At 37.2% G+C, this 25173-nt stretch carries 41 protein-coding genes; all 41 read right to left on the bottom strand.

The window, feature by feature from the left end; all coding sequences use genetic code 11:
- Positions 1 to 32 precede the first annotated feature (32 nt).
- A complete protein-coding gene (gene truA / locus H9L01_RS06130) occupies positions 33 to 764 on the bottom strand; it encodes a tRNA pseudouridine(38-40) synthase TruA (RefSeq protein WP_187533098.1) in 732 nt (243 codons plus the stop codon).
- A complete protein-coding gene (locus tag H9L01_RS06125; protein ID WP_187533097.1) occupies positions 761 to 1561 on the bottom strand; it encodes an energy-coupling factor transporter transmembrane component T family protein in 801 nt (266 codons plus the stop codon). Before H9L01_RS06125 ends, truA begins: the two co-directional genes overlap by 4 nt.
- On the bottom strand, positions 1558 to 2406 hold the full coding sequence (locus H9L01_RS06120; protein ID WP_187533096.1) for an energy-coupling factor transporter ATPase: 849 nt from the start codon (positions 2404 to 2406) through the stop codon (positions 1558 to 1560). Before H9L01_RS06120 ends, H9L01_RS06125 begins: the two co-directional genes overlap by 4 nt.
- Positions 2397 to 3209, bottom strand: coding sequence for an energy-coupling factor transporter ATPase (locus tag H9L01_RS06115; protein WP_187533095.1), 813 nt, complete (start codon positions 3207 to 3209; stop codon positions 2397 to 2399). Before H9L01_RS06115 ends, H9L01_RS06120 begins: the two co-directional genes overlap by 10 nt.
- A gap of 15 nt (positions 3210 to 3224) precedes the next feature.
- Complete coding sequence (gene pepT, locus H9L01_RS06110; RefSeq protein WP_187533094.1) at positions 3225 to 4451, bottom strand: peptidase T; 1227 nt, start codon at positions 4449 to 4451, stop codon at positions 3225 to 3227.
- 95 nt (positions 4452 to 4546) lie between these two features.
- A complete protein-coding gene (locus H9L01_RS06105) occupies positions 4547 to 4729 on the bottom strand; it encodes a hypothetical protein (protein ID WP_187533093.1) in 183 nt (60 codons plus the stop codon).
- 64 nt (positions 4730 to 4793) lie between these two features.
- The gene (locus H9L01_RS06100) at positions 4794 to 5609 is read right to left on the bottom strand and encodes an HAD family hydrolase (RefSeq protein WP_187533092.1); all 816 of its coding nucleotides are present in this window, start codon (positions 5607 to 5609) and stop codon (positions 4794 to 4796) included.
- 112 nt (positions 5610 to 5721) lie between these two features.
- Entirely contained in the window at positions 5722 to 6594 is an 873-nt protein-coding gene (locus H9L01_RS06095) for an N-acetylglucosamine kinase (protein WP_187533091.1), read from the bottom strand.
- Positions 6591 to 7679, bottom strand: a complete 1089-nt coding sequence (locus H9L01_RS06090) for a DUF871 domain-containing protein (RefSeq protein WP_187533090.1) — start codon at positions 7677 to 7679, stop codon at positions 6591 to 6593. Before H9L01_RS06090 ends, H9L01_RS06095 begins: the two co-directional genes overlap by 4 nt.
- Positions 7680 to 7741: 62 nt before the next feature.
- Positions 7742 to 8116: a hypothetical protein gene (locus tag H9L01_RS06085; protein ID WP_187533089.1), complete on the bottom strand. Its 375-nt coding sequence runs from the start codon at positions 8114 to 8116 to the stop codon at positions 7742 to 7744.
- Between the two features lie 49 nt (positions 8117 to 8165).
- Entirely contained in the window at positions 8166 to 9446 is a 1281-nt protein-coding gene (locus tag H9L01_RS06080) for a PTS sugar transporter subunit IIC (protein WP_187533088.1), read from the bottom strand.
- Positions 9447 to 9734: 288 nt separating this feature from the next.
- Entirely contained in the window at positions 9735 to 10097 is a 363-nt protein-coding gene (gene rplQ / locus H9L01_RS06075) for a 50S ribosomal protein L17 (protein ID WP_187533087.1), read from the bottom strand.
- An 11-nt stretch (positions 10098 to 10108) separates the two neighbouring features.
- Positions 10109 to 11068 carry a DNA-directed RNA polymerase subunit alpha gene (locus tag H9L01_RS06070; RefSeq protein WP_187533086.1) on the bottom strand — a complete coding sequence of 320 codons (960 nt, stop codon included), beginning with the start codon at positions 11066 to 11068 and terminating at the stop codon, positions 10109 to 10111.
- Between the two features lie 27 nt (positions 11069 to 11095).
- Positions 11096 to 11485, bottom strand: a complete 390-nt coding sequence (gene rpsK / locus H9L01_RS06065) for a 30S ribosomal protein S11 (protein ID WP_187533085.1) — start codon at positions 11483 to 11485, stop codon at positions 11096 to 11098.
- Positions 11486 to 11508: 23 nt separating this feature from the next.
- A complete protein-coding gene (gene rpsM, locus H9L01_RS06060) occupies positions 11509 to 11874 on the bottom strand; it encodes a 30S ribosomal protein S13 (protein WP_187533084.1) in 366 nt (121 codons plus the stop codon).
- Between the two features lie 15 nt (positions 11875 to 11889).
- Positions 11890 to 12003 (bottom strand): 50S ribosomal protein L36, encoded by a 114-nt coding sequence (gene rpmJ / locus H9L01_RS06055; protein WP_018579485.1) that lies wholly within the window; start codon positions 12001 to 12003, stop codon positions 11890 to 11892.
- A 24-nt stretch (positions 12004 to 12027) separates the two neighbouring features.
- Complete coding sequence (infA, locus tag H9L01_RS06050) at positions 12028 to 12246, bottom strand: translation initiation factor IF-1 (protein WP_187533083.1); 219 nt, start codon at positions 12244 to 12246, stop codon at positions 12028 to 12030.
- A complete protein-coding gene (gene map, locus H9L01_RS06045) occupies positions 12246 to 13013 on the bottom strand; it encodes a type I methionyl aminopeptidase (RefSeq protein ID WP_187533082.1) in 768 nt (255 codons plus the stop codon). Before map ends, infA begins: the two co-directional genes overlap by 1 nt.
- A complete protein-coding gene (locus H9L01_RS06040) occupies positions 13013 to 13660 on the bottom strand; it encodes an adenylate kinase (protein ID WP_187533081.1) in 648 nt (215 codons plus the stop codon). The genes map and H9L01_RS06040 overlap by 1 nt, the downstream gene beginning before the upstream one ends.
- 9 nt (positions 13661 to 13669) lie before the next feature.
- On the bottom strand, positions 13670 to 14977 hold the full coding sequence (secY, locus tag H9L01_RS06035) for a preprotein translocase subunit SecY (RefSeq protein ID WP_187533080.1): 1308 nt from the start codon (positions 14975 to 14977) through the stop codon (positions 13670 to 13672).
- Positions 14977 to 15417, bottom strand: a complete 441-nt coding sequence (gene rplO / locus H9L01_RS06030; RefSeq protein WP_187533079.1) for a 50S ribosomal protein L15 — start codon at positions 15415 to 15417, stop codon at positions 14977 to 14979. Before rplO ends, secY begins: the two co-directional genes overlap by 1 nt.
- Positions 15418 to 15426: 9 nt before the next feature.
- Positions 15427 to 15933, bottom strand: coding sequence for a 30S ribosomal protein S5 (rpsE, locus tag H9L01_RS06025; RefSeq protein WP_281381167.1), 507 nt, complete (start codon positions 15931 to 15933; stop codon positions 15427 to 15429).
- Between the two features lie 12 nt (positions 15934 to 15945).
- Positions 15946 to 16302, bottom strand: coding sequence for a 50S ribosomal protein L18 (gene rplR / locus H9L01_RS06020; RefSeq protein WP_187533077.1), 357 nt, complete (start codon positions 16300 to 16302; stop codon positions 15946 to 15948).
- Positions 16303 to 16323: 21 nt separating this feature from the next.
- Complete coding sequence (gene rplF / locus H9L01_RS06015; protein ID WP_187533076.1) at positions 16324 to 16869, bottom strand: 50S ribosomal protein L6; 546 nt, start codon at positions 16867 to 16869, stop codon at positions 16324 to 16326.
- 13 nt (positions 16870 to 16882) lie between these two features.
- A complete protein-coding gene (gene rpsH, locus H9L01_RS06010) occupies positions 16883 to 17281 on the bottom strand; it encodes a 30S ribosomal protein S8 (RefSeq protein WP_187533075.1) in 399 nt (132 codons plus the stop codon).
- Positions 17282 to 17302: 21 nt separating this feature from the next.
- On the bottom strand, positions 17303 to 17572 hold the full coding sequence (gene rpsN / locus H9L01_RS06005; protein WP_187533074.1) for a 30S ribosomal protein S14: 270 nt from the start codon (positions 17570 to 17572) through the stop codon (positions 17303 to 17305).
- A complete protein-coding gene (gene rplE / locus H9L01_RS06000; protein WP_187533073.1) occupies positions 17572 to 18117 on the bottom strand; it encodes a 50S ribosomal protein L5 in 546 nt (181 codons plus the stop codon). The genes rpsN and rplE overlap by 1 nt, the downstream gene beginning before the upstream one ends.
- 14 nt (positions 18118 to 18131) lie before the next feature.
- Positions 18132 to 18440 (bottom strand): 50S ribosomal protein L24, encoded by a 309-nt coding sequence (gene rplX / locus H9L01_RS05995; RefSeq protein WP_187533072.1) that lies wholly within the window; start codon positions 18438 to 18440, stop codon positions 18132 to 18134.
- Between the two features lie 10 nt (positions 18441 to 18450).
- On the bottom strand, positions 18451 to 18819 hold the full coding sequence (rplN, locus tag H9L01_RS05990; RefSeq protein ID WP_187533071.1) for a 50S ribosomal protein L14: 369 nt from the start codon (positions 18817 to 18819) through the stop codon (positions 18451 to 18453).
- A gap of 12 nt (positions 18820 to 18831) precedes the next feature.
- Entirely contained in the window at positions 18832 to 19092 is a 261-nt protein-coding gene (rpsQ, locus tag H9L01_RS05985; RefSeq protein ID WP_187533070.1) for a 30S ribosomal protein S17, read from the bottom strand.
- Between the two features lie 14 nt (positions 19093 to 19106).
- Entirely contained in the window at positions 19107 to 19310 is a 204-nt protein-coding gene (gene rpmC / locus H9L01_RS05980; RefSeq protein WP_187533069.1) for a 50S ribosomal protein L29, read from the bottom strand.
- Positions 19307 to 19729, bottom strand: a complete 423-nt coding sequence (gene rplP / locus H9L01_RS05975) for a 50S ribosomal protein L16 (RefSeq protein WP_187533068.1) — start codon at positions 19727 to 19729, stop codon at positions 19307 to 19309. Before rplP ends, rpmC begins: the two co-directional genes overlap by 4 nt.
- 2 nt (positions 19730 to 19731) lie before the next feature.
- Positions 19732 to 20508, bottom strand: a complete 777-nt coding sequence (gene rpsC, locus H9L01_RS05970; RefSeq protein WP_187533067.1) for a 30S ribosomal protein S3 — start codon at positions 20506 to 20508, stop codon at positions 19732 to 19734.
- 13 nt (positions 20509 to 20521) lie between these two features.
- On the bottom strand, positions 20522 to 20857 hold the full coding sequence (gene rplV, locus H9L01_RS05965; protein WP_187533066.1) for a 50S ribosomal protein L22: 336 nt from the start codon (positions 20855 to 20857) through the stop codon (positions 20522 to 20524).
- Positions 20857 to 21135: a 30S ribosomal protein S19 gene (gene rpsS / locus H9L01_RS05960; protein WP_187533065.1), complete on the bottom strand. Its 279-nt coding sequence runs from the start codon at positions 21133 to 21135 to the stop codon at positions 20857 to 20859. The genes rplV and rpsS overlap by 1 nt, the downstream gene beginning before the upstream one ends.
- A gap of 20 nt (positions 21136 to 21155) precedes the next feature.
- A complete protein-coding gene (gene rplB, locus H9L01_RS05955) occupies positions 21156 to 21992 on the bottom strand; it encodes a 50S ribosomal protein L2 (protein WP_187533064.1) in 837 nt (278 codons plus the stop codon).
- A gap of 74 nt (positions 21993 to 22066) precedes the next feature.
- Positions 22067 to 22351, bottom strand: coding sequence for a 50S ribosomal protein L23 (rplW, locus tag H9L01_RS05950; protein ID WP_187533063.1), 285 nt, complete (start codon positions 22349 to 22351; stop codon positions 22067 to 22069).
- Entirely contained in the window at positions 22351 to 22980 is a 630-nt protein-coding gene (rplD, locus tag H9L01_RS05945; protein ID WP_187533062.1) for a 50S ribosomal protein L4, read from the bottom strand. Before rplD ends, rplW begins: the two co-directional genes overlap by 1 nt.
- The gene (gene rplC, locus H9L01_RS05940) at positions 22973 to 23662 is read right to left on the bottom strand and encodes a 50S ribosomal protein L3 (RefSeq protein ID WP_223151001.1); all 690 of its coding nucleotides are present in this window, start codon (positions 23660 to 23662) and stop codon (positions 22973 to 22975) included. Before rplC ends, rplD begins: the two co-directional genes overlap by 8 nt.
- A 15-nt stretch (positions 23663 to 23677) precedes the next feature.
- Positions 23678 to 23989 (bottom strand): 30S ribosomal protein S10, encoded by a 312-nt coding sequence (gene rpsJ, locus H9L01_RS05935; RefSeq protein ID WP_187533061.1) that lies wholly within the window; start codon positions 23987 to 23989, stop codon positions 23678 to 23680.
- A 273-nt stretch (positions 23990 to 24262) separates the two neighbouring features.
- On the bottom strand, positions 24263 to 25171 hold the full coding sequence (locus H9L01_RS05930) for a sugar phosphate nucleotidyltransferase (protein WP_187533060.1): 909 nt from the start codon (positions 25169 to 25171) through the stop codon (positions 24263 to 24265).
- Positions 25172 to 25173: the final 2 nt, after the last annotated feature.

Here is a 25173-nt window from a genome sequence, read left to right as displayed (position 1 = left end):
AAATATGTCAAGGCAAGTTCCTTAACATTCTTTCAATAATTAACTTTTTTTAAGTAAAGCCCGTTTGGTTCTATATTGTACTGCATTACATCTTTATCTTTAGCTTCTAACATTTCTGTTATTTTCTCTGGTTTGATCTTTCCTGTACCACATTTTAGACAGGTAGCAATCATCATTCGAACCATATATTTTAAGAATCCACTCCCGCAAATTGTGAAGATAATATGGTTATCAATTACTTCAAAATCAAAACGATAGATTGTTCTAACCTGATTTTCTATCACTTCAAGCTTTGTAGCATTGAAGGATGTGAAATCATGTTCACCCAGAAACCTCTGGCAAGCTTCTTCAATTTTTCCTAAATCTAACTTTTCTGGGTAGTAACATTCGTATTCTCTCTTAAACAAATCATATTCTCCGTTATTGACACGGTATTCGTAAGTTTTTGTTTTAGCACTATAACGTGCATGAAAAGAATCATCGACAGGTTCAACGTCTACAATACGAATTGTCAGTGGAAGCATTGAGTTAAGTGCTTTAATCCAAGCCTTACCCTGTATCTCAAACGGTGAATCAAAGTGAAACACTTGCCCCAATCCGTGAACACCAGCATCAGTTCTTCCTGATCCGAATACCCGTGTCTTTTCTTTATTAATTAAAGAAACCGCTTTTTCAATTTCTGTTTGAACACTATTGCCATTTGGCTGTTTTTGCCATCCAACAAAGGCAGAACCGTCGTAGGCAACTGTCGCCTTTAATCTCATATATATCGACCAATTGAGATGGATATAACCATCACAGCAATACAAATAACAAGAATCAACCAGTCTGAGAATTTAATTTTCAATTGTTTATAGCGTGTCCGTTCTTTCCCTGGGTAATAACCACGCGCTTCCATAGCATCCGCCAAATCTTCAGCACGATGATATGATGAAATAAAGAGCGGAATAATCATTGAAACAACGCCACTAATTTTTTCTTTAAGACTTCCTTCATCAAGGTCAACACCACGACTTGCTTGCGCATTCATGATTCGTTGTGTATCTTCGATCAAAGTTGGAATAAAACGTAACGCAATGGAAATCATCATTGCAATTTCATGAGCAGGTACTTTAATAACACGCAGTGGATTTAGTAAATCTTCAATACCTAAAGTTAAATCCAATGGTGGTGTTGTTGCTGTCAGTAAGGTTGTCACCATGACCATTAGAATAAGACGTGTCACAATAAAGAATGTTTGATATAAAGCACCTGAGTAAAGTTTAAAGTTCCATATTTCAAGAAGGACGCGCCCTTCGCGAATCGCAAATATGTTGAGTATGAATAAGAAAATCAACATAAAGCCCATTGGTTTCAACGATTTAAGAATAAATTTGAATGTTAGTTTCGATGCTAAAATTGCACATGCAAGAAAGACAAACATAAATCCATTTGCATAGAAATTATTAACCGAGAAGATTCCAACCATTAATAAAATCATTGACACAATTTTGATACGTGGATCGAGCTTATGAACTTTTGAATCTAAGGGAATGTACTGACCAAGAGCTACGTTTTTCATTTTCGAGCCTCCTTGACCATTTTCGCAATATTTTCAATATCAAGTTCATCTTTTGTATCGAGACCTTGTTTTTTTAACATGCGTTTAAGTTGGAGAATTTTTGGTGCCACAAATCCGAGTTCCTCTAATAAGTCCGCTTCTTTAAAGAATGCTTTAGTATCTCCTGCATAGAAGATTTCACCATCTTTTAAGACAACAACATCATCACTGTATTTAAGTACATGATCCATATCATGACTTACCATGATAATTGTCTTTTGATATTCCTGATTGAGTTTAATAAATAAATCCATCATGTCTTTGCTTCCCTGTGGGTCAAGACCAGCCGTAGGTTCGTCGAGAACAATGATTTCAGGATTCGTAGCTAAGACTCCCGCAATCGCAACACGACGTTTCTGACCGCCCGAGAGGTCCAATGGTGAGCGTTCCCATAGTGATTGATCGATACCTACAAGATTTAAAGCAGAATGTACAGAATTATTCAATGTTTCTTCATCAAAAGCAAAGTTTTTAGGCCCAAAACTTACATCTTTATAAATTGTTTCTTCAAACAATTGCATTTCAGGGAATTGGAATACTAGCCCTACTTTTGATCGCAACGCTTTTAGATTTTTTGCTTTTTCATTTGCAATAATCATGTGGTCAAGAATTTGAACACTTCCAGATGTTGGACGTAATAGGCCATTCAAGTGTTGAACCAATGTTGATTTACCACTTCCTGTTGCACCAATAATTGCAGTCATTTTACCATCACGGATTTCAAGATTAATATCTTTCAAAGCGGCATATGAGAAAGGTGTATTGGGTGCGTAATCGTGACAAACATTTTCAAATTTTATTGCCATAATTCTTTAACCATCCCTTCTAAATCATAGGGCGTTGAAAGTGTAATCCCTAATTTATTCATTGCATTATAAAACTTCAGACTGAATGGAATATCCAATTGCAACTCAACAAGCTCAGAAGAACGCACTAGGATTTCCTCTGGTGTTCCTTGCATATAGATTTCACCCTCATTCATAACAATAACATAATCACTCATTGTAACTTCTTCAATATCATGAGTAATCGATACAATCGTCATCTCATTCTTATGGTGCAATTCATGAACCAAATCATTAACTTCTTTACGACCTTTCGGGTCAAGCATACTTGTTGCTTCATCTAAAAGAAGAATTTCCGGATGCATTGCAAGCGCACCTGCAATAGCGACACGCTGTTTTTGTCCTCCCGAAAGTTTGGTGGGCTCGTGATTAAGGTATTCACGCATGCCTACGCGTTCAGAGTAAGATTCAATAATTGCATCCATTTTCGTGGGTTCAACCATTCTATTTTCTAGACCAAATGCAATATCATCTCGCACAGTTGATCCGATAAATTGGTTGTCTGGGTTTTGGAATACGATAGCTATTTTTTCGCGAACTTCATACACATTAGCTTCAGTCAATGTAATGCCATCAATTTGAATTGCGCCACTTTGAGACACAATCAAACCAATGATTAGTTTTGCGAGTGTAGATTTTCCACTACCATTGTGGCCAATAATCGTAACATATTGACCTTTATTTACATCAAAACTCACATTATTTACAGCCATGTGTTCATTATCATATGAGAATTTCAGATTGTTTACTTCTAGTTGTTTCAAGTCATTCACTCCAAACTATTTTTCAGCGTTAATTTTAATAATGTTTACGATTACCTCAGTTGCTTTTTCCATTGTTTCAACAACTGCGAATTCGTGTTTTCCGTGGAAGTTCTCACCACCCGTAAAGAGATTTGGTGTAGGAAGTCCCATGTAAGATAAGCGTGAGCCATCTGTCCCACCACGTACTGGTTCGATAATTGGTTTAATATCAAGGCGTAGCATTGCATCCTTAGCCAGATCTACAATACTCATATTCTCTTCAATAATATTTCTCATATTATAGTATGAATCTTTCGTATCAACGGTCACTGTATTTGCACCATATTTAGCATTTAATTCACGAGCAATCGTTTCAAGTTTTTCTTTTCGTTCATTAAACTTAATAGAATCATGATCACGAATGATGAAAGTCATCTTAGCATCTTCTATAGTAGAAGTCATATCCGTAAGAAGATAGAATCCTTCATATCCTTCTGTATGTTCGGGACGCTCTTCTGCAGGTAGGGCAGCAAAGAATTCATGAGCTACAACGGAAGCATTAATCATCGTATCTTTTGCGCTCCCTGGATGAACACTTACACCTTTAATAGTAACTGTTGATTCTGCAGCATTAAAAGTTTCATATTCCATTTCTCCTAAGCCTGATCCATCAACAGTATATGCAAAGTCTGCACCAAATGCTTCAACATTAAATGAATCCGCACCCGTACCAATTTCCTCATCGATTGTGAATGCAACGCGAACGTTACCATGTTCAATTTCAGGATGACTTATAAGGTATTCCATTGCAGTCATAATTTCCGCAATTCCTGCCTTATCATCAGCACCAAGAAGTGTTGTACCATCTGTCACAACAAGTGTCTTACCAATATGTTTTTTCAAACTAGGGAAAACATCCGTTTTTGAGACAATTCCCAATTCTTCATTTAAGACAATATCTTTACCATCGTAATCTTCAATCACGCGTGGTTTAACATTATCAGAATTAAAGTCTGCCGTATCCATATGTGATAAAAAACCGATTGTTGGGACTTCTCGATTGATATTAGAAGGGAGCAGTGCCGTCACAATACCATGGTCATCCATTTCAACATTTTGCAAGCCAATATCTTCGCATTCTTTTAGAAGTACATGTGCTAAATCAAACTGAATCTTTGTGGATGGAATTGACTCTGAATTTCCATCTGATCTTGTATTAATTTTGGTATAACGAAGTAATCGTTCTATTAGTATATTTTTCATAGTATCCCTCATTCTATTCATCTTGTCTATTTTATCATATTTCATTAAGAATCGCCTGTCTTTACACCCCAATAAAAAAAGATACCGGAGTATCTTTATTCTTTAGGTGCATCAACAAGGTCTTGAGCTAAGTCTTTCACTGTTGATTCAGCAGTTTCACTAATTTCATCTAAAGCATTTAATGTCTTTTCGACATGTTTCTTATTATTTTGATCAAAGTAGTATGCTGCAGCTCCAACTGCGGCACCGATGATTGCAAGTGGAAATAATTTTTTCATAATGGTTCCTGCCTTTCATAATCTTAGTTTAACACAGCCTATGGGGAAACTAAAGTTTTTCACATTAAACTCCATATTTTTCAAAATACGCAATGATGGATTTCGAAAATCCGCCTTTGCGATTGGGAAAGCCAACAAACTTTGCATGATTTTTAACACGATCACTCGCATTTTCCATTGCTATAGAATTTTCAATCACTTTAAACATGGCGATATCATTAGAATCATCACCAATGACTAAGATTTCATTTAAAGGAATTTCTAGATAGCCAGATAAATAGGTTAAGGCACGTCCTTTATTTGCACCTTTCTTTGTAACTTCGAAATAGTTGCTGGAAGACATTGGATACGAGATGTCTTTAAATTCATCAAGCTTTCTTTGAAGCTTCATCAGTCTTTTTCTAGATAATGAGAAAAGTTGAATTTTTTCTACCATTAACTGATTTTCACGAATAAATGTCGCAAGATCTCTAACAATAGGTGTTTCTTCAAATTCAGAATGGAAGAGTATCTTTCTTCCCAATCGTTGAAATCTTCCAGTATCATAGCAAACCCCATTAGCATGAACCGTAACTCTAACGTTATAGGGCTTGATTAAATCAATCAACTCCGCGGCTCTTTCAGGACTCAACAAATGTGCAAAAATATCTTCACCTGTTTTTAAATTAGTAACACGAGCTCCGTTGGAAGAAATAGCATAATCCATAATCCCTAAGTCGAGCATTGCTTGAGGAATCCCATCAAGACTTCTTCCTGTAGTTGGAATGAATTGATAACCTTTTTTATGATATTCTTTAAAAAAACTCAAAGTTTCAGGGTCTACCTTACGAAGATGGTTAATTGATGTACCATCGATATCGAAAGCTATTAGTTTAATCATATTAACCATCTCCTATTGATAATCATTATACACTATTTTTTAACCGCATTCTTGATTTACAATCAGAAAAAAAACTTCTTTTTCAAGAAGTTTTAGTTTATTCAATATTCAACTATTTAGCACACAAAATATAGGCTGTATATTCTACTGGTTGCTTGTTATCAACAAGTATAAAATCTGATTTTAGATTTTCGATGAAGGTATTTCTCACAATTTCATTGTGTTTTAGAACACCACCACCTACAGCAATATTTGTTGGTGCTTCAAGTTCAAAATTATTTGCAAGTTCCGCAAGTTCAAGACCTGCTTGTTTGAATACATGATGAACCTCTGGTTCGTCTGTAAATTTACTTGCGAGTCCACTTAATTGTGCAACCCAGTTACGATATTCGTCTTTTTGCGCATTCGCAATTCCGATGAGATCATAAGGTGATGTTAGCTCAAAGTGTGACATAACTTCACGATAGAAGCCCCCTTGTGGTAAGCGACCATCTGCTTGTTTTGTAAAAAGCGCTAAAAGTTGACGTCCTATCCAGAATGCAGAACCTTCATCACCCAGTAAGTATCCAAAACCGCCACGGCGATCCTCAACACAACCCAGTTTTCTGAAAGCTATTGAACCTGTTCCAGATATAACATAGACACCATCTTGATTATCAAGTGCTGATATCATTGCAATTTGTGCATCATTCATTAAGATTGCGTGAGGGTATACTGCCCATACAGCTTTCTCAATATTGTCACGAATTGTTTGGTCTTTACCATAACCTGCCATACCAATGACAACATCAATATGATCAAAATTATAGTTTAAAGATTCAAAATGTTTTTTCACTTGGCTTAATTGATCTTGAATTCCATCAAAACCAATTTTCATAAAATGAATGCTGTCGATAACATGACGTTCGACTTGCTTTCCTGATTCATCAAAAAGGACAAATCTTGTAAAGGTACCTCCAGCATCAACACCTAAATAATGTCTCATAGTGAGAACTCAAATTTTTGCCATGGTTTGATGTTATCGATTAAGAATACTTCATCTTCAGCGATACGTCCCACAACGTTTGACTTCCCTGTGTTCTTCATGTCTTGTGTAGCAATTTGAAGTTCACCAGCATAGTGTCCAAAGTCGCTGCTTTCAATAATTAAGTCTCCACGACGAATCATTTCAGGAGCGTTAAAGATCTTGAAGTCGTGTCCTTTATATTTAACACGGCTCATGGTTGAACGTTTGAAGTAAGCAGATACATCGCCACGGTTAAAGTGGGGCTCTTCTAAAACAATTTTGCGTTCAATTTCAGGAATTGAATCTACAAGTTCAACTTTTAAGTTAAGTTTTGTTAAATTGATGTTTTTGATTTCAGCAAGTTCTTCATCACTTGGATAGAAGTTTGAAATGATGATATCATCAATTTCATTCATTGCAATGTAATCTTTAATTTGAACATGTAATGGTAAATGACGGTGTTTCTCTAGAGTAACAAGTCCATCATCTACTGGCCAAGGCCCGTAAGCACCGTCTGCTTGACTTGAAACGAATGCTGCAGTACGAAGACCATATTTTTTGAATCGCTTGGTAGCAGAGTCAAATAGTTCTTCTGTCAATCCTGAATATGGATGTGGGTAGAAGTTATGGCAAGCAATCAAGTTATATTGATTTGGTTGGTAATCCATAATTGTATCAATATAATGAATATCTTGACTCATGTTAATTTCAATTTTTAAATCGTAAGGGTTGAATGTCATTAATGATTCATGGCTTCCACCAAATCCAGCATCCAAGCGTAATCCATCAGCACCAATTTCATGGAAGAATGATAGATCATCATAACTGATGCCTAAGTCAGCAAAAACCTTAGGACTTACGTCAACGATGATTTCAAAACCATGTTCTTTAGCGAATTGGTTGATTTCGATAAACTCATCTTTGATAACTTCGCGTGGTTTATCTACTGAAAGTAAGCATGAGAAGATTCTTGAGAATCCTGCGTCAGCTGCTTTCACAATATAATTTTTCATTTCTTCAATTGAAGATTTATCCGGATAAATGGATATTCCTAATTTTCTCATAATGCCTCCAAAATAATTTCAAATCTATTTTAACTTACAAATATGTGTTAATGATGTTTCTTTTAAATAAAGTAAATTTCATACACCCAGAAGTAAGATATGATCATGGATAATGATGCCACTAAAGCAAATACAATCCAGAATCCACGTGTAACCCCTCTTTTTGAATCTACAAAATACAGACAGTAACTAACAACAAATCCGGTAGTGAGTCCTATTAAGATAACGCGCAACGGTAAGAGTTGTAGTCCTAAGTTATCAAGTAGTAGTGGAATGAATAAAGACGATAATAAAATACCAAAAAGGATTATGAATGAACTTTTAACTGAGAAACGTACAAACTGATGTTTCTTTTCTTCCACAGGTTGAATGTTTTCAGCTTTTTGTTTTCGAACGACGCTTTTTTTCTCTACTCTTTTTTTGTCTGCTTTTTTCATATTGCACTCCTTTTTAAAAAAGGCCTTGTTTACACAAGACCTTTAAACATTAATTTCCTTGTTCTTCAGCTAATAAACTCTTGTCATAAATCTTGAAGAATGGGATGTAGCAAAGTGTTGCGATAACAATCAAGATGATGTTAAGAACAGCTGCTCTCCAGTCAAATCCTGTAGCCATTAATGCACCAATTGGTCCAGGCAATGTCCATGGAGCGATTGTTGACACTTTTGACACAAGTCCCCATGATGTTGCAAACCATGCGATAGTACCTAAGATTAATGGTGTAACAACAAATGGAATCATTAAGATAGGGTTCATAACGATTGGTGTACCGAACATTAATGGTTCGTTAATGTTGAACAATGCAGGTACGAAAACTGTTTTCCCAAGTTGTTTTGAGAATGATGATTTACCAACAGTAACCATAGCGATTGCAAGACCCAATGTAGCTCCTGATCCACCGATGTAGATAAACCATTGGAAGAATGGTTCTGAAGCGATTGTTTGCAATGGTTGTCCAGCTGCAAGTAATGTTTGGTTTTGTTCAAGAAGAACAACCCAGATTGGACGTGCAATGTTACCAACGATTGAAGCACCGTGAATACCAAATACCCAGAAGAATGAGTTCAAGAATGTTTGTAACATTACTGAACCATAGCTATCTGCTGCAGATACTAATGGTGAAACAAGTTGTGAAATAAATGTATGCCAGTTAAATCCTAACCAGTAAGTAATAGCACCAAATACAATTAAGATAATTGCTGTTGGGAAGATTGCTTCGAATGAACGTGTTACTGAAGTAGGAACTTGTTCAGGCATTTTGATTTTTAAACCAGAACGGTCTGTAAATCTAAAGATTTCAACACCTAACATTGAAGTTACGATAGCAACGAACATTCCGCCACCACCAAGGTTACCCATTGGAAGTACCCATCCTGCAACACCAGCTTGTAAATCAGCAGGTACGTTAACAGGTGTGAATGTTAATAAGAATGCAAGAGTAGCAATGATACCACCTGACAATCCGTCAAGGTCATATGATTCTGCTAAACTGTGACCGATACCAAATGTAGCATATAATGCCATAATCCCCATTGATAAACGGTAAGGTAAAACGATAGCTGCTGCGTTTGCTTTTAAGAAAATTTGCAATCCCCAGTCAGCTGGTAGAGGTAAGTTACCCCCGATAATTAAAAAGAATGATCCTACAATGATTATTGGCAATGTAGCAACCATACCATCTCTTAGTGCTCGCAAGTGTTTTTGATTTGCAAGCTTAGTCATTGGACCAGCTAATTTCTCGTCCATGAATCTTGTTAGAGCTTCCATTTCTCTCCTCCTTGATACTATGTATCACACCTATAATTTACTTCAAAATGTAACCGATGTCAATACAACTTTTTCATTGTTATTCATTTCTTTTTGAAATAATATTACATGAAAATATTTTCCAAATCTAAAATACCCACTCTATAGTGACTATTAATTCATTTATATATTTTAAATATCGATTAAACGTTAATATTAGTGAAACAATTATCGTATGAACCTTATTTTTTTCACACAATTACAAAGAAAAACACCCTGTTTAAGGGTGTTTTTGATATTATTTGTGAATTAAACAAACTCAATGATTGCCATTGGAGCTGCATCTCCACGACGCATTTCAGTTTTGATAACGCGTGTGTAACCACCTTGGCGGTCTGCATATTTTGGTCCAATTTCATCAAATAGCTTTTGTAAAGCTGTTTGTCCAGTTGCTTCATCAGCTACAACATTATAAACGATTTTAGCTGCTTCACGACGAGCGTGTAAGTCACCACGTTTTGCTAGTGTAACAAGTTTGTCTGCTACAGAACGAAGTTCCATTGCTTTTTTCTCTGTTGTTTCGATGCGACCATTAACGATCAAGCTTGTTGAAAGGTTACGTAATAGTGCTTTACGGTGTGCTGAGTCACGACCTAATTTACGGTTTCTCATTCTATATCCTCCTATTCAAATGATTTAAATCCAAGTCCAAGTTCATGGAGCTTGTCTTTAACTTCTTTAAGTGATTTTTTACCTAGATTTCTTATACGCATCATTTCATCTTCTGTTTTAAGAGTTAACTCTTCAACAGTTTGAATCCCTGCACGTTTTAAGCAATTATATGAACGAACTGATAGATCAAGGTCTTCAATCATCATTGTTGCCATAGGATTTTCTACACCTGAAACATCTGGTTTGATTACTGATTCACTTTCATAAACTGAATCTTTAATCGCAACAATTTGTTCTAAGTGATCCATTAAGATTTTGGATGCTAATGATAATGCGACTTGAGGTTGAATGGAACCATTTGTCCAAACTTCCATCACAACACGGTCATATTTTGAGTTTTGACCTACACGTGTTGGTTCAATATGATAATTGACTCTTTCAATTGGAGTATAAATAGAATCAGTAAAAATCGTGCCAATGCCTTGTGATGCATTTTGATAGATAAGTTTATTCTCATCTGAGCTCACATAGCCACGACCGTTACGAGCTTTAAGCTCCATTTCTAAAACTGCACCTTCAGCTAATGTAGCAATAATATGATCTTTATTTAAGATTTCTACATTAGTAGGACATTCGATATCTCCTGCAGTTACAACTTTAGGTCCTTTTTGTGATAAACGAAGTGTATAAATTTCATCGTCTGCAACATTTAAGACTAAATCTTTAACGTTTAGAACGATTCCTGTAACGTCTTCACCGATTCCTGCAATAGATGTAAACTCATGGTATACACCTTCAATTTTGATTGAATAAACTGCAGCACCTGGTAATGAAGACAAGAGAACACGTCTTAAAGCGTTTCCGAGTGTCGTACCAAACCCACGTTCAAGTGGTTCAATAACGAACTTACCATAGTTTGCTGTTTCATCGAATTCTTTAACTTCAAATTTCGCACGTTCAAATTTGTTCATCTATGAATACCTCCTGTTATAGTTTTTTTATCCACGTGGGCGTTTTGGTGGGCGGCATCCATTATGTGGAACTGGCGTTACATCATTAATTACACTAATTTCCAATCCTGCAACTTGTAATGCACGAACTGCTGATTCACGACCTGGTCCAGGTCCTTTTACGCTTACTTCAACTGCTTTCATTCCATGTTCAACTGCTGCTTTTGCTGCTGCTTCAGAAGCCATTTGTGCAGCATAAGGAGTTGACTTACGTGAACCCTTGAAGCCTAATGCTCCAGCACTTGACCAAGCAATAACATTTCCTTGCTCATCGGAAATAGAAACAATTGTATTGTTAAATGTCGAATGAATATGAGCAACACCACGTGCTATATTCTTGCGGACACGTTTTTTACGAGCTACTTTTGCTTTTGCCATTTTACGTTTTCCTCCTATTTAAACTATTTCTTTTTGTTTGCTACTGTACGACGAGGTCCTTTACGTGTACGTGCATTTGTTTTAGTACGTTGTCCACGAACTGGTAATCCACGACGGTGACGAATACCGCGGAAACTACCGATTTCCATAAGACGTTTAATGTTAAGGTTAACTTCACGACGAAGATCCCCTTCAACTTTAATTTGTTCGATTTCACGGCGGATTGCGTTAACTTGATCTTCAGTTAAATCTTTAACTCGGATGTTTTCGTCAATTCCTGTTGTTGCCAATACCTTTTGTGATGTTGGCAATCCGATACCGTAAATATATGTTAATGAGACAACCACGCGTTTGTTACGTGGAATGTCGACTCCTGCTATACGTGCCATTAAATGTACGTCCTCCTATCCTTGTCTTTGTTTGTGTTTTGGATTTTCACAAATAATCATTACTTTACCTTTGCGTCGAATAACTCTACATTTTTCACACATTGGTTTTACAGATGGTCTTACTTTCATTAGTATTATCCTCCTAAAACTATCTTATTTATGTCTAAATGTAATGCGCCCACGTGATAAATCGTAAGGCGAAATCTCAACAGTCACGCGGTCTCCCGGTAAAATGCGAATGTAGTGCATACGGATTTTACCAGATACGTGAGCTAAAATTTCATGACCATTACTGAGTTCCACCTTAAACATTGCTCCTGGCAATGTATCAAGAACTACTCCTTCAACTTCTATGACATTTTCTTTGCTCATTAGTGCTTGTAAGCCTCCTTTGTTCTCGTTAGTATTTCAAAGCCATTATCTAAAACAGCGACACTGTGTTCAAAATGTGCAGTAAGTGATCGGTCTTCCGAAACCACTGTCCATTCATCATCCAGAACTGCGATTTTATTTGTTCCAATTTGAACCATAGGTTCAATTGCAATTACCATATTTTTGCGTAACAGCACACCTTTTCCAGGGTTTCCAACATTTGGAACGAATGGTGCTTCATGCATCGAGGTTCCAAGCCCGTGGCCTGAATACTCAACAGGAAGTCCATAACCATGAGGCTCTACTACTGACATGACTGCATGCCCTATATCCCCTACACGATTCCCTGCAATAGCAGCTTCAATACCTGCAAATAATGATTCTTCAGCTACTTTTAATAACTGTTTAGCTTCCTCACTTATCTCACCAACGGGATAAGTCCAAGCATGATCACTATAGTAACCTTTATAAATGGCACCAACATCGATTGTAATGATGTCGCCTTCTTTAAGAATTACTTCAGAACTTGGGATTCCATGAACTAAAACATCATTTATTGAAGCACATATTGAACCGGTAAATCCTTCATAACCAAGAAACGCTGGTGTTGCACCTTGAGTTAGTATATACGCTTCGGCTAAGCTATCTAAATATTTTGTAGATACGCCAGGTTTGATTGCTTCCTTGACAATTTCTTGTGCTTCGAATGCAATTCGTCCTGCTTCACGCATTAAATCTAATTCACGTTCAGACTTGGTTGATATCATTAAACCGCCTCCAATATGATTCTTATATCGTTCATAACTGCTTCTGCGTCTTGAGATGCATTCACATCATGAACTAAACCTTTTTCACGATAATAATCGATGACAGGTTCTGTTAAATTTTTATACTCTTGGTAACGTACTGCAAGTTTTTCTTCAGTATCGTCACTTCTTTGATAGAGTTCACCACCACAAATATCACAAACAGATTCTACTTTAGGCGGATTATTATCAATATGATAAATCGCACCACACTCTTTACAGATACGACGACCTGTAATTCGCGAAACGAGTTGTTCATAATCAACAACTAGGTTAATTACTAAATCGATTGGACGATTAATTTCTTTTGTGATTTCATCAAGAGCATTAGCTTGTCCTAAATTTCTTGGGTAGCCATCTAATAAGTACCCTTTAAGACAATCGTCTTGAGAAATACGTTCTTTTACCATACGATCGGTAACACTGTCTGGTACAAGTTTACCTTGATCAATGAATGATTTTGCTTCAAGTCCAACTGGGGTTTGTTTAGAGATTGCATCTCTAAACATATCTCCCGTTGAAACATGAGTAATATCAAAGTCTTTCACGATTTGTGCAGACATTGTTCCTTTTCCACTTCCAGCAGGACCCATAATTAATAAATTCATAAGTTCCTCCTATCGGTTGAATAACCCTTTGTATGCTGTATAAGAACGTTGTGTTAAACGTCCTTCGAGCTCTTTCACAGTTTCAAGAGCAACCCCGACAACGATAATGATACCAGTTCCACCTAATGCTGTAGATGATGGAATATTACCAAAGGTAATGATTGGCATAATATGTGGTAGAAGCGCAATGAATGTTAAGAACAATGCTCCTAATACAGTAATACGGTTAAGAATTGTACTGATGTAATTTTTGGTATCTTTTCCAGGACGAACGCCAGGAATGTATGAACCATTTTTACCAAAATCTTCAGCTAGTTTTTCAGGATCAACCTGTAAATTAGTGTAGAAGAAGGTAAATGCAATAATGAGTAATGCATATACTGTCAATGCAACTGGACCACCATTTTGTAAGGATAACCATTTATTCAAGAATTGATAAACAGAACCTTGGTTAAACCAGCTTAATGCAATGATAGGTGCATTCATAATTGCTCCTGCGAAAATCACAGGAATAACGGATGCTGAGTTGATCATTAATGGTAGATGATTCATTGATTTACCACGACCTGCACCAGCTACATTTGATGTGTATTGAATTGAAATCTTACGAACAGCGTTGTTCATGAAGATAACTAATACAATAATTGCAATGTAGGATACAACAAATAGGGCAAACCATAAATATCCAGCAACATCTTTAGCAACAGTCATTGTTGACCATGTATCGATAAATGTCTTAGGTAGACTAGAAACGATACCTGCAAAGATAATTAATGACAACCCATTACCGACCCCTTTTTGAGTAATTTGGTCACCAAGCCACAATAGGAACATTGTTCCCGCAGCCATGATGGTACCCATGAAGAAGTAATCGGCAGGTGTACTACTTAAAAGTATTGAATATTGATTTTGGAAAATGCTTACCATTCCAATTGCTTGGACATAAGCAAGTACCACACCTAAATAACGTGTAATCTTGTCCAATTGCATTTTTCCTTTTTGACCAGATTTTGATAATTCAGTCAAGTAAGGAATAACGTCCATGGATAATAATTGTATGATAATTGATGCGGTGATATATGGACCAACACCCAATGCAAAGATTGATAGTGATTGGAGCATACCTCCACCTAGAATATTCATCATTCCAACTAAAGAATTAGACTCTAAACTAGCGGCCATTCCTGCAAGCTTTACACTATCAACATTAGGAACAGGGATTACTGTTCCTAAACGATAGACAAGTAGCATTGCAAGTGTGAAAATGATTCTTACTCTGATTTCCTTATTTTTGAATAAATCAGTGAATAATCTCATTAGATCACCTCTGCTTTTCCACCCATTTTTTCAATGCTTTCAATTGCTGATTTTGAGAATGCGTTAACTTTAACAGTTAATTTTTTCTCTAATTCTCCTTGACCAAGTACTTTAACTCCGTCAAGTGTGTTTTTTACGATTCCTTTTGCTTTAAGTTCTGCAATTGTAACTTCTGCGCCATCTTCGAACACGTTCAATGATGATAGATTAACTACTGCATACTCAACACGGTTAACGTTTTTAAATCCACGTTTTGGAATACGTTTGAATAAAGGTGTTTGGCCCCCTTCAAATCCAAGTGCTACTCCACCGCCACTACGAGCATTTTGCCCTTTGTGACCTTTACCTGAAGTTTTACCTGTACCTGAACCATGACCACGTCCAAGACGTTTACGATCTTGACGTGCACCTTCATTATATTTTAATTCATGTAATTTCATAAAGGCCTCCTATCGTACGTCTTCGACTTTAATTTCTCTTAATTTCGCAACTTCATCAACAGTTTTCATTGTTTCAAGTGCATCAAATGTTGCACGAACCATGTTGATTGGTGTACGGGAACCAATGCATTTTGTAAGAACATCTGTAACACCAGCTAATTCCATAATGTCACGGATTGCACCACCAGCGATAACTCCAGTACCTTCTGATGCAGGACGTACGAATACTTCTCCAGCACCGAAGTTTCCTGTGTTAGCATGTGGTAATGTACCATTTACTAAGTCTACAGTAATTAGGTTCTTTTTAGCACTTTCAACTGCTTTACGGATTGCATCTGGAACTTCATTTGCTTTACCTGTTCCAAATCCAACGCGTCCTTTTTTATCACCAACGACAACTAGAGCTGCGAAGCGGAAACGACGTCCACCTTTAACTACCTTAGTTACACGATTGATGACAACAACACGTTCTTCAAATTCTTGTTCACGTTGTTCTCTTTTTGGTTTACGATTCATCATGCGCCTCCTTTAAAACTCTAGTCCAGCTTCACGAGCTGCTTCTGCTAGGGCTTGAACACGTCCGTGGTAGATATAACCTCCACGGTCGAATACAACCTTAGTAATTCCTTTGTCTTTAGCTAATTTAGCTACTTCTGCACCAACTTTAGTTGCTGCTTCAATGTTTCCACCATTTTCGAGTTTCAATTGTACTGATCCTGTTGAAACCAATGTTTCTTTAGCAACATCATCAATGATTTGTACATTGATGTGGCTATTTGATCTGTACACGCTAAGACGTGGGCGTTCTTGCGTTCCACTGACTTTACGACGAACTCGAGCATGACGACGAACTCGTTCTTGATTTCTAGATAATTTCTTTGCCATCGTTCAATTTCTCCTTTCCCACTATTTCTTAGCTGCAGTTTTACCCTCTTTACGACGGATAACTTCATTTTTGTATTTAATACCTTTTCCAAGATATGGTTCTGGTTTACGAGTAGCACGAATATTTGCAGCGAGCTCTCCTACCATTTGTTTGTCAATTCCTGAAACGATAATTGATGTTGCACTTGGTACTTCAACTTCAAGACCTTCTTCAACTTCAAACTCGATTGGATGTGAGTATCCAACATTCAAGACTAATGTGTTTCCTGACTTAGATGCACGATACCCGATACCAACTAACTCAAGTTCTTTCTTAAATCCTTCGTGAACACCTTCGATCATATTAGCAACTAATGAGCGAGTTGTTCCATGTAATTGTTTTACTGCTTTTGTATCATTCGGACGTTTAACATTGATTTCGCCTTCAGCGACTTCGATTGTATAAACTTCATTGAACTGACGAGTTAAAGTTCCTTTAGGACCCTTGACTGTCACCTCATTGCCAGCTTTTACATCGACTTCAACGCCAGCCGGAATGGTAATCGTTTTATTTCCGATACGTGACATAGTGTCTCCTCTCTTACCAAACGTAAGCTAACACTTCACCACCAACGTGTTTTGCACGTGCTTGTTTATCTGTTAGCATTCCGTCAGATGTTGTAATAATTGCAATTCCTAATCCGTTTAATACGCGAGGAATTTCGTCCACTTTTGCGTATACACGTTTACCAGGTTTTGAAATACGTTTTAAACCGCTAATTACGCGTTCTCCGTTAGGACCATATTTAAGAACAACAGTAATGCTCTTTTTAGTTCCTTCACCGGAAACAAGGTAGTCACGGATGAAACCTTCTTGTTTCAAAATTCTAGCTATTTCTTCTTTTTCTTTACTTGCTGGGATCTCTACAATATCGTGTTTTGCTTGAATAGCATTACGAACACGAGTAAGGAAATCCGCAATTGGATCTGTTACATACATTTTGAAAAGCTCCTCCTTTAACTACCAGCTTGCCTTGCGTACGCCAGGAATTTGCCCTTTATGAGCTAATTCACGGAAGCGAATACGAGACATTCCATATTTACGTAAATAACCGCGAGGGCGTCCATCAACCTTATCACGGTTGTGTAGACGAACAGGTGAAGCATCACGTGGCAATTTTTGTAATCCAATATAGTCGCCTTCAGCTTTTAACTGAGCGCGTTTATCAGCGTAGCGTGCTACGACTTCTTCACGTTGTTTTTGACGAGCAATCTTTGATTTTTTAGCCATTAGTTACCCTCCTTCTTGAATGGCATGCCTAACTCTCTAAGTAAAGCATAACCTTCTTGATCTGATTTCGCTGTAGTCACAATTGTAATGTCCATACCGCGAACTTTGTTTACTTTATCGTAATCAATTTCTGGGAAAATTAATTGTTCCTTGATACCAAGTGTATAGTTTCCACGTCCATCGAATGCTCCACCAGGAATACCACGGAAGTCACGTACACGAGGAAGTGCAACTTTAATTAATTTTTCTAAGAAATCGTACATTTTTTCACCACGTAGTGTAACTTTTGTACCAATTGGCATTTCTTCACGTAATTTGAAGTTAGCAATTGATTTTTTAGCTTTTGTAACTACTGGTTTTTGACCTGTGATGATTGTTAAATCATTAACAGCATCTTCTAACACTTTAGCATTGCTGATTGCATCACCAACACCCATGTTAACTACGATTTTTTCAAGTTTTGGAACTTGCATTACTGAAGTATAGTTAAATTCTTTAACTAGAGTTTCAATAACTTGAGTTGTATATTGTTCTTTTAAGTTCATTTATCTATACCTCCTTATTTAACGATAGTGCCTGATTTTTTGTAGACACGAACTTTTTTACCTTTTTCATCTTTGTAACCTACACGACTTGGAGCCTTAGCTTTTGGATCGTATAGTGCTACGTTAGAAACATGAATCCATGCTTCTTGTTCAATAATTCCACCATCTGGATTCATTTGGTTAGGTTTCATGTGTTTCTTAACTAAGCTAACACCTTCAACCTTAACTTTGTTTTGTTTAGGTAGGACTTCAATGACCTCACCAATGGTGCCTTTGTAAGATCCAGTAATTATTTGAACTTTATCATTACGTTTGATTTTCATAAAAGCCTCCCTATAACACTTCCGGAGCCAACGATACAATCTTCATGAAGTTTTTCTCACGAAGTTCACGTGCTACCGGTCCAAAAATACGAGTTCCACGAGGTGTCATATCATCTTTTAGGATAACAACTGCGTTGTCATCAAATTTGATGTATGATCCATTCTCACGACGCACACCGTATTTTGTACGAACTACTACCGCTTTAACGACATCACCTTTTTTAACTGTTCCACCAGGAATAGCAACTTTAACTGTTCCAACAACAATGTCTCCAATGTTTGATGAACGGCGAACGCTACCACCTAATGAACGGATAACTAAGATTTCCTTAGCTCCGGTGTTGTCTGCGACTTTACATCTTGATTCATTTGAAATCATTCTGACAACCTCCTACAATACTACGGCTTTTTCGATCAAGCGAGTTACACGGAAATGTTTTGTAGCTGATAATGGACGAGTTTCCATAATTTCTACGATATCTCCAGTTGCAAATTCGTTTGCTTCGTCATGAGCCTTGAATTTTTTCGAATAATTAACACGTTTTCCATACAATGGATGACGTTTTGATGTTTTAACTTCTACTACTACCGTTTTGTCCATTGCATCGGATACAACAGTACCACGGTATACTTTGCGTTTATTTCTTTCCATAGCTTTGTGACCTCCTACTTATTGTCACTAAGCTCACGCTCAGTGATTACTGTTTTGATACGAGCAATCGTTTTACGGATTTCTCTTAATCGAGCAGGATTTTCAAGTTGACCAATTGCTTGTTGTAAACGTAAGTCGAATAATTCTTCTTTTAATGAATCAATCTCAGCTAAGAGCGCTGTGTTTTCTAATTCACGGATTTCTGTAATTTTTGTCATACTTGTTCCTCCTCTCCTTTGCGGACAAATCTTGTTTTAACAGCGAGTTTGTGTGATGCAAGACGGAATGCTTCTTTTGCGACTTCTTCTGGAACGCCAGCAATTTCGAACATAACACGTCCTGGTTTTACAACTGCTACCCATCCTTCAGGAGAACCTTTACCGGATCCCATTCGGACTTCTAATGGTTTTTTAGTTACTGCTAAGTGTGGGAAAATCTTAATCCAAACTTTACCACCACGTTTCATATAACGTGTCATCGCAATACGAGCTGCTTCAATTTGACGGTTACTTACATAGTTACCTGATTCAGCAACTAATCCATATTCGCCAAAGGCAACAGTACGTCCAGCTTTTGAACGACCTTCATATGAAAGACGATGTGGTTTTCTATATTTCGTACGTTTAGGCATTAACATGTCTAGTTACCTCCTTGCTCGTTTTTTGCTTCCCCTGCATTTGCAGCTGGTTTAGCATTTTGTTGTGGGCGTTGACGGCGGTCGTTACGACGACGACGTGGGCGGTCAAATTTTCCACCTTTTGGTGCTTCTGGTTCTTGAACTAATTGTCCTGGTAATACTTCTCCACGACAGATCCAAACTTTAACACCTAAGATACCGAATTGTGTATTTGCTTCATAGTGAGCATAGTCGATATCTGAACGAAGTGTATGAAGAGGAACGATTCCTTCTGCATATCCTTCTGAACGTGCCATATCAGCTCCGCCTAGACGTCCTGAAACAGCAGTTTTGATTCCTTTAGCACCTGAACGCATTGTACGTTGAATTGTACGTTTTTGTGCAGTTCTAAATGAAGCACGTTGTTCAAGTTGCTCAGCAATATTACGAGCTACTAAGTGAGCGTCCAAATCCGGGTTAGCTACTTCAACAACTTTAATATTTACTGTGTTACCTTTTGACATTTTAGCAATGTCTTTTTTTGTTTTTTCAATGTTGGCACCATTAACTCCAATAACAACTCCTGGGCGAGCTGTACGGATGATTACGTCAACACGATTTTTTGATCTTTCGATTTCTACGCGTGATACGTATGCATCTTTAAGATTTTTAAAGATATATTCACGAATTAATACGTCTTCGTGTAATAGTTCTGCAAAATCATTTTCTGCATACCAACGTGATTCCCAATCACGAATAACACCAACGCGCATACCGATCGGATGTACTTTTTGTCCCATGTTTATCCTCCTATTATACGCGTTCCGAAACCACAACAGTAATGTGGCTCGTACGCTTCATGATTGGCGCTGCAGACCCCTTAGCACGTGGTCTGAAACGTTTCATTGTCATCCCTTCATCCGCATAGCATGCTGAGATGTACAATTTTTCTTCTTCTAATTGATGGTTATTTGTAGCGTTAGCAACTGCTGATTTTAAAACCTTTGCAATTACTTCTGAAGCAGCATTAGGTGTGTATTGCAAGATTGCTGCTGCATGATCTACATCAAGTCCACGAATTTCATCAAGTACTAGACGTGCTTTACGTGGAGTAACACGTACTGTTTTAGCTATTGCTTTAACTTCCATTATTTACGACCCGCCTTCTTATCAGCTGCGTGACCTGTATAACGACGTGTTGGAACAAATTCACCTAACTTATGTCCAACCATGTCTTCTGAAACAAATACAGGAACATGTTCTTTACCATTATGTACCGCAAACGTATGCTCAACGAATTGAGGGAAAATAGTTGAACGGCGTGACCATGTTTTGATTACTTCTTTTTTATTTTCTGCATTAAGTTTTTCAACTTTGTTCAATAAATGAAGGTCACAAAATGGTCCTTTTTTTAAACTACGACTCATATCTCTTTCCTTCCTTTCGTTTATTTTTCATTACGACGACGTACGATTAAGTCTGTCGAAGCTTTTTTCTTATTACGAGTTTTAACACCCATAGCTTTTTTGCCCCATGGTGTCATTGGTGATTTACGTCCAATTGGTGTACGTCCTTCACCACCACCGTGAGGGTGATCAACAGGGTTCATTGCAGAACCACGAACTGTTGGACGAACGCCCATGTGGCGCATACGACCTGCTTTACCAACTGTTACAAGTGAATGTTCTGAGTTTCCAACTTCACCGATTGTTGCACGGCAAGTTCCAAGAATCTTACGAACTTCACCAGAAGCAAGTTGAACTGTTACATAACGTTCTTCAATACCAAGAACTTGTGCTGATGTTCCAGCTGAGCGAACTAATTGTGCCCCACGTCCTGGTTTTAATTCGATGTTATGAATAATTGTACCTTCTGGCATTTGGCTTAATTCTTTAGCATTACCAACTTTGATATCTGCTTCAGAACCGCTAAATACTACGTCTCCAACTTTAAGTCCTTTAGGAGCTAAGATGTAACGTTTTTCTCCATCAGCATAGTGCAATAATGCAATGTTTGCTGAACGGTTTGGATCATATTCGATAGTTGCAACTTTACCTGCAATATCATCTTTATTTCGTTTGAAGTCAATAATACGGTATTGACGTTTGTGTCCACCACCGATGTGACGTGTAGTAATACGACCTGTATTATTACGTCCACCAGTCTTATCAAGTGGAGCTACTAATGAACGCTCAGGTTTAACATTTTTTGATAACGTTTCGTTAGCAAGAGTAGTCATCCCACGACGTCCAGGAGTAGTTGGCTTATATTTTTTAATTGCCATTAATAAATTTCCTCCCTACGCAAATTGTCCGGAAATAGCGTAATTCTTCCGATAAATTTTTACCGACTTTCTAATTAAAGAAGATCGATTGTTGAACCTTCAGCAAGTTTAACGATTGCTTTACGGTATCCTTTAGTTTTACCTTCGTAACGTCCAACACGTTTTTTCTTAGGTAATACTGTAACTACGTTGATTTTTGAAACTTTAACATTGAAGATTTCTTCAATTGCTTGACGAATTTCAATTTTGTTTGTACCCTTAGCAACTTCGAAAGTTACTTTGTTATCATCTTGTTGCATTGCAACAGTTTTTTCAGTGATGATTGGGCGAACGATAATATCTCTAGGGTTACGTTTCATTATGCGAACACCTCCCCAGCTTGAGCAGCTGCCTTTTCAGTAAATACAAGACGATCTGCATTAACAATATCGTAAACATTCAAACCTTCAACGTTTAATAACATTGTGTTTGGTAAGTTACGCATTGATAAGTATGCGTTTGTTGCATCTTCTTCATTTGTTACTACAAATAGTGTCTTGTTGTTTAATTCTAATGCGCTCATTACGTTTAAGAAATCTTTTGTTTTGATTGTTGCAAATTCAAGATTTTCAACAACTGTAACATTTGTATCGATAACTTTTTGTGATAATGCTGAACGTAATGCTAAACGACGAACCTTACGGTTAAGGTTGTATTTGTAACTTCTTGGTTTAGGACCGAATACGATTCCACCACCACGCCATTGAGGAGAACGGATTGACCCTTGACGAGCACGACCTGTTCCTTTTTGACGCCATGGTTTACGTCCACCACCGCGAACTTCTGTACGGTTTTTTGTTGAGTGTGTACCTTGACGCATTGAAGCACGTTGCATTACAACTGCATCAAAGATTGCTTGGTTATTTGGTTCAATACCAAATACCGCATCGCTTAAGTCAAGTGTACGAAGACTCTTGCCTTCAAGGTTTAAGACATCAATCTTAGGCATTTTCAGAATCCTCCTTAGTATAATCTACTAATTCCACTGGAGATGTTGATTTTACTCGTTTAACTGTTGATTTAACAGTTACAAATCCACGACGTGGTCCAGGGATATTTCCCTTGATTAATAGATAGTTGTTTTCTGTATCTACTTTGATAATTTCTAATTTTTGGTTTGTTGTAGTGAATCCGCCGTCTTGTCCAGGCATAACTCCACCTTTTTTAATAACTGCTGGGTTCAATCCACCAGTTGCTAATGATCCGATTCCACGGTGGAATCCTGATCCGTGAGCTTTAGGTCCAAGTTTTTGGTTTCCTCTAACAATAGCTCCTTGGTATCCTTTACCTCGTGAGATTCCGGTAACATCTACAAAGTCGCCTGCGCTGAATAAATCAGCTTTGATTTCATCTCCGACTTCGAAATTCATCATTTCTGAGCCAGCGATTTCGCGCACAAATTTCTTAGGTGCTGTATTTGCCTTAGCAGCGTGAGCAATCTCAGATTTGTTTGCACGTTGTTCTTTCACATCAAATGCGCCCAATTGAACTGCTTCGTAGTTGTCTGATTCGATTGTTTTCTTTTGTAAAACAACGTTTGGTAATACTTCAACAACACTTACAGGAATCAATGAACCGTCAGTTGTGAAAACTTGTGTCATTCCTAATTTACGTCCTAGTAATCCTTTCATGATTTCTCCCTTCTACTAAAGTTTAATCTCGATGTCGACACCACTTGGTAGATCTAAACGACTTAATGCGTCGATTGTCTCTGCTGTAGGTCCTACAATTTCAATCAATCTCTTGTGAGTTCTTGATTCAAATTGTTCACGAGAATCCTTATTAACGTGCACCGATCTTAATACTGTAACAATTTCTCTTTCTGTTGGTAACGGTACGGGACCAACAACTTTTTGAGCACCATGATCATTAGCTGCTTGAACAATCTTTTGTGCAGCAATGTCGATAGTACGTGATTCGTAAGCTTTTAAACGTATACGAATAAAATTTTTCGCCATGGAAATCCTCCTTCTTCCGCCTGTTAAACAGGCCTGCTCCATGCAAATTCCCCGACTTCTCACTGGCCATGACAACGTACTCCAGTGTGCCGGCAACCTCGCACTTCTATGCAGTCGCTTTAGTATTATACACTATAACAGAGAGATTTCAAGGGTTTTAACACAGTTTTTTTCTTTTTTTTATTTTGGTGCTTTTTGATGATTTTAATCCTGTTTTCACCATTTTGATCAATGACTTTAAACATAAAAAAAGATATCGGATTTCTCCAATATCTATATTTTGTATGCATCATCAATTTCTTGTAATTCTGCGAAAGTATCAATCTCGATGATGTCTGAATCTACACAAGGTCTTACAAAGAATGAATACTTATCTTTATGGAATCGAAGTGCTACTTCATCCCAGTATTTTTGTTTTCCGCCCTCTTTATTGTAAACTTCCATGACATCATCTGCAAAGTTTGCTGCTTCTTCTGATGACCAGTATGAGATTCCAACCATTTGGTAATTATTATTCCCTTTGAATCCAACATGAACATCAAGAACTTCTTTGGTTTCATTATTGACTTCAATACACCAGTCATCTGATTCTTCCATTTTAATTCCAAGGTAGTTGCTGTTATATTCATATTTTCGAATAATTTGATGATTGTAAACCATCAAGTCCGCTTCTGCTACATAAGCATGATCTAACATATCCTTAACAAGGACTGATGAAGAAATATTATTAGCTTCATTATATGCATCATTATCAATAAATTTAAGCATTGGATATTTATACAATAATACATCAAAGTATTCTTTCATGTATCCACGTACAAGAGTAATATCTGTGATTCCAACTTCTAGTAGTGAATCCAACATTGATTCAATCATTTTAACACCATTAACTTTGATAAGAGGTTTAGGTGTGTTAAGTGTAACAGGGACAAGGCGTGAACCAAAACCTGCTGCAAGTATAATTGCCTTTTTTACTCTATAAGGTTCTAATGCATCCAATCCTTTTTGAGTTAACGCATATTCCCCGTCAACCAATAGGTCTTTCTCAACCAAGTTTGCTAGAGTCTCATCAAGATCCACTTGTGACCATTGGTAAGCATTTGCTAATGCATTTTTAACTTCGTCTAATTGACGATTTTGGACCGCTCCAGATAATATTTCAAATTCTATTTTTGTTAACATGT

The sequence above is a fragment of the Erysipelothrix inopinata genome, from assembly GCF_014396165.1.
GTDB lineage: Bacteria > Bacillota_I > Bacilli_A > Erysipelotrichales > Erysipelotrichaceae > Erysipelothrix > Erysipelothrix inopinata.
This window is presented reverse-complemented; position numbering and strand designations above follow the sequence as displayed.

Excerpts from the sequence above, each read along its gene's own strand:
- truA (WP_187533098.1), bottom strand. The coding sequence starts at position 764 with ATGAGATTAAAGGCGACAGTTGCCTACGACGGTTCTGCCTTTGTTGGA.
- H9L01_RS06125 (WP_187533097.1), bottom strand. The coding sequence starts at position 1,561 with ATGAAAAACGTAGCTCTTGGTCAGTACATTCCCTTAGATTCAAAAGTT.
- H9L01_RS06120 (WP_187533096.1), bottom strand. The coding sequence starts at position 2,406 with ATGGCAATAAAATTTGAAAATGTTTGTCACGATTACGCACCCAATACA.
- pepT (WP_187533094.1), bottom strand. The coding sequence starts at position 4,451 with ATGAAAAATATACTAATAGAACGATTACTTCGTTATACCAAAATTAAT.
- H9L01_RS06105 (WP_187533093.1), bottom strand. The coding sequence starts at position 4,729 with ATGAAAAAATTATTTCCACTTGCAATCATCGGTGCCGCAGTTGGAGCT.
- H9L01_RS06100 (WP_187533092.1), bottom strand. The coding sequence starts at position 5,609 with ATGATTAAACTAATAGCTTTCGATATCGATGGTACATCAATTAACCAT.
- H9L01_RS06095 (WP_187533091.1), bottom strand. The coding sequence starts at position 6,594 with ATGAGACATTATTTAGGTGTTGATGCTGGAGGTACCTTTACAAGATTT.
- H9L01_RS06090 (WP_187533090.1), bottom strand. The coding sequence starts at position 7,679 with ATGAGAAAATTAGGAATATCCATTTATCCGGATAAATCTTCAATTGAA.
- H9L01_RS06085 (WP_187533089.1), bottom strand. The coding sequence starts at position 8,116 with ATGAAAAAAGCAGACAAAAAAAGAGTAGAGAAAAAAAGCGTCGTTCGA.
- H9L01_RS06080 (WP_187533088.1), bottom strand. The coding sequence starts at position 9,446 with ATGGAAGCTCTAACAAGATTCATGGACGAGAAATTAGCTGGTCCAATG.
- rplQ (WP_187533087.1), bottom strand. The coding sequence starts at position 10,097 with ATGAGAAACCGTAAATTAGGTCGTGACTCAGCACACCGTAAAGCACTA.
- H9L01_RS06070 (WP_187533086.1), bottom strand. The coding sequence starts at position 11,068 with ATGAACAAATTTGAACGTGCGAAATTTGAAGTTAAAGAATTCGATGAA.
- rpsK (WP_187533085.1), bottom strand. The coding sequence starts at position 11,485 with ATGGCAAAAGCAAAAGTAGCTCGTAAAAAACGTGTCCGCAAGAATATA.
- rpsM (WP_187533084.1), bottom strand. The coding sequence starts at position 11,874 with ATGGCACGTATAGCAGGAGTCGACATTCCACGTAACAAACGCGTGGTT.
- rpmJ (WP_018579485.1), bottom strand. The coding sequence starts at position 12,003 with ATGAAAGTAAGACCATCTGTAAAACCAATGTGTGAAAAATGTAGAGTT.
- infA (WP_187533083.1), bottom strand. The coding sequence starts at position 12,246 with ATGAGCAAAGAAAATGTCATAGAAGTTGAAGGAGTAGTTCTTGATACA.
- map (WP_187533082.1), bottom strand. The coding sequence starts at position 13,013 with ATGATATCAACCAAGTCTGAACGTGAATTAGATTTAATGCGTGAAGCA.
- H9L01_RS06040 (WP_187533081.1), bottom strand. The coding sequence starts at position 13,660 with ATGAATTTATTAATTATGGGTCCTGCTGGAAGTGGAAAAGGAACAATG.
- secY (WP_187533080.1), bottom strand. The coding sequence starts at position 14,977 with ATGAGATTATTCACTGATTTATTCAAAAATAAGGAAATCAGAGTAAGA.
- rplO (WP_187533079.1), bottom strand. The coding sequence starts at position 15,417 with ATGAAATTACATGAATTAAAATATAATGAAGGTGCACGTCAAGATCGT.
- rpsE (WP_281381167.1), bottom strand. The coding sequence starts at position 15,933 with ATGAATCGTAAACCAAAAAGAGAACAACGTGAACAAGAATTTGAAGAA.
- rplR (WP_187533077.1), bottom strand. The coding sequence starts at position 16,302 with ATGGCAAAGAAATTATCTAGAAATCAAGAACGAGTTCGTCGTCATGCT.
- rplF (WP_187533076.1), bottom strand. The coding sequence starts at position 16,869 with ATGTCACGTATCGGAAATAAAACGATTACCATTCCGGCTGGCGTTGAA.
- rpsH (WP_187533075.1), bottom strand. The coding sequence starts at position 17,281 with ATGTATGTAACAGATCCAATTGCGGATTTCCTTACTCGTGTTCGTAAT.
- rpsN (WP_187533074.1), bottom strand. The coding sequence starts at position 17,572 with ATGGCTAAAAAATCAAAGATTGCTCGTCAAAAACAACGTGAAGAAGTC.
- rplE (WP_187533073.1), bottom strand. The coding sequence starts at position 18,117 with ATGAACTTAAAAGAACAATATACAACTCAAGTTATTGAAACTCTAGTT.
- rplX (WP_187533072.1), bottom strand. The coding sequence starts at position 18,440 with ATGAAAATCAAACGTAATGATAAAGTTCAAATAATTACTGGATCTTAC.
- rplN (WP_187533071.1), bottom strand. The coding sequence starts at position 18,819 with ATGATTTCAAATGAATCAAGATGTAAAGTCGCAGACAACACCGGAGCT.
- rpsQ (WP_187533070.1), bottom strand. The coding sequence starts at position 19,092 with ATGGAAAGAAATAAACGCAAAGTATACCGTGGTACTGTTGTATCCGAT.
- rpmC (WP_187533069.1), bottom strand. The coding sequence starts at position 19,310 with ATGACAAAAATTACAGAAATCCGTGAATTAGAAAACACAGCGCTCTTA.
- rplP (WP_187533068.1), bottom strand. The coding sequence starts at position 19,729 with ATGTTAATGCCTAAACGTACGAAATATAGAAAACCACATCGTCTTTCA.
- rpsC (WP_187533067.1), bottom strand. The coding sequence starts at position 20,508 with ATGGGACAAAAAGTACATCCGATCGGTATGCGCGTTGGTGTTATTCGT.
- rplV (WP_187533066.1), bottom strand. The coding sequence starts at position 20,857 with ATGGAAGTTAAAGCAATAGCTAAAACAGTACGTGTTACTCCACGTAAA.
- rpsS (WP_187533065.1), bottom strand. The coding sequence starts at position 21,135 with ATGAGTCGTAGTTTAAAAAAAGGACCATTTTGTGACCTTCATTTATTG.
- rplB (WP_187533064.1), bottom strand. The coding sequence starts at position 21,992 with ATGGCAATTAAAAAATATAAGCCAACTACTCCTGGACGTCGTGGGATG.
- rplW (WP_187533063.1), bottom strand. The coding sequence starts at position 22,351 with ATGAAACGTAACCCTAGAGATATTATCGTTCGCCCAATCATCACTGAA.
- rplD (WP_187533062.1), bottom strand. The coding sequence starts at position 22,980 with ATGCCTAAGATTGATGTCTTAAACCTTGAAGGCAAGAGTCTTCGTACA.
- rplC (WP_223151001.1), bottom strand. The coding sequence starts at position 23,662 with ATGAAAGGATTACTAGGACGTAAATTAGGAATGACACAAGTTTTCACA.
- rpsJ (WP_187533061.1), bottom strand. The coding sequence starts at position 23,989 with ATGGCGAAAAATTTTATTCGTATACGTTTAAAAGCTTACGAATCACGT.
- H9L01_RS05930 (WP_187533060.1), bottom strand. The coding sequence starts at position 25,171 with ATGTTAACAAAAATAGAATTTGAAATATTATCTGGAGCGGTCCAAAAT.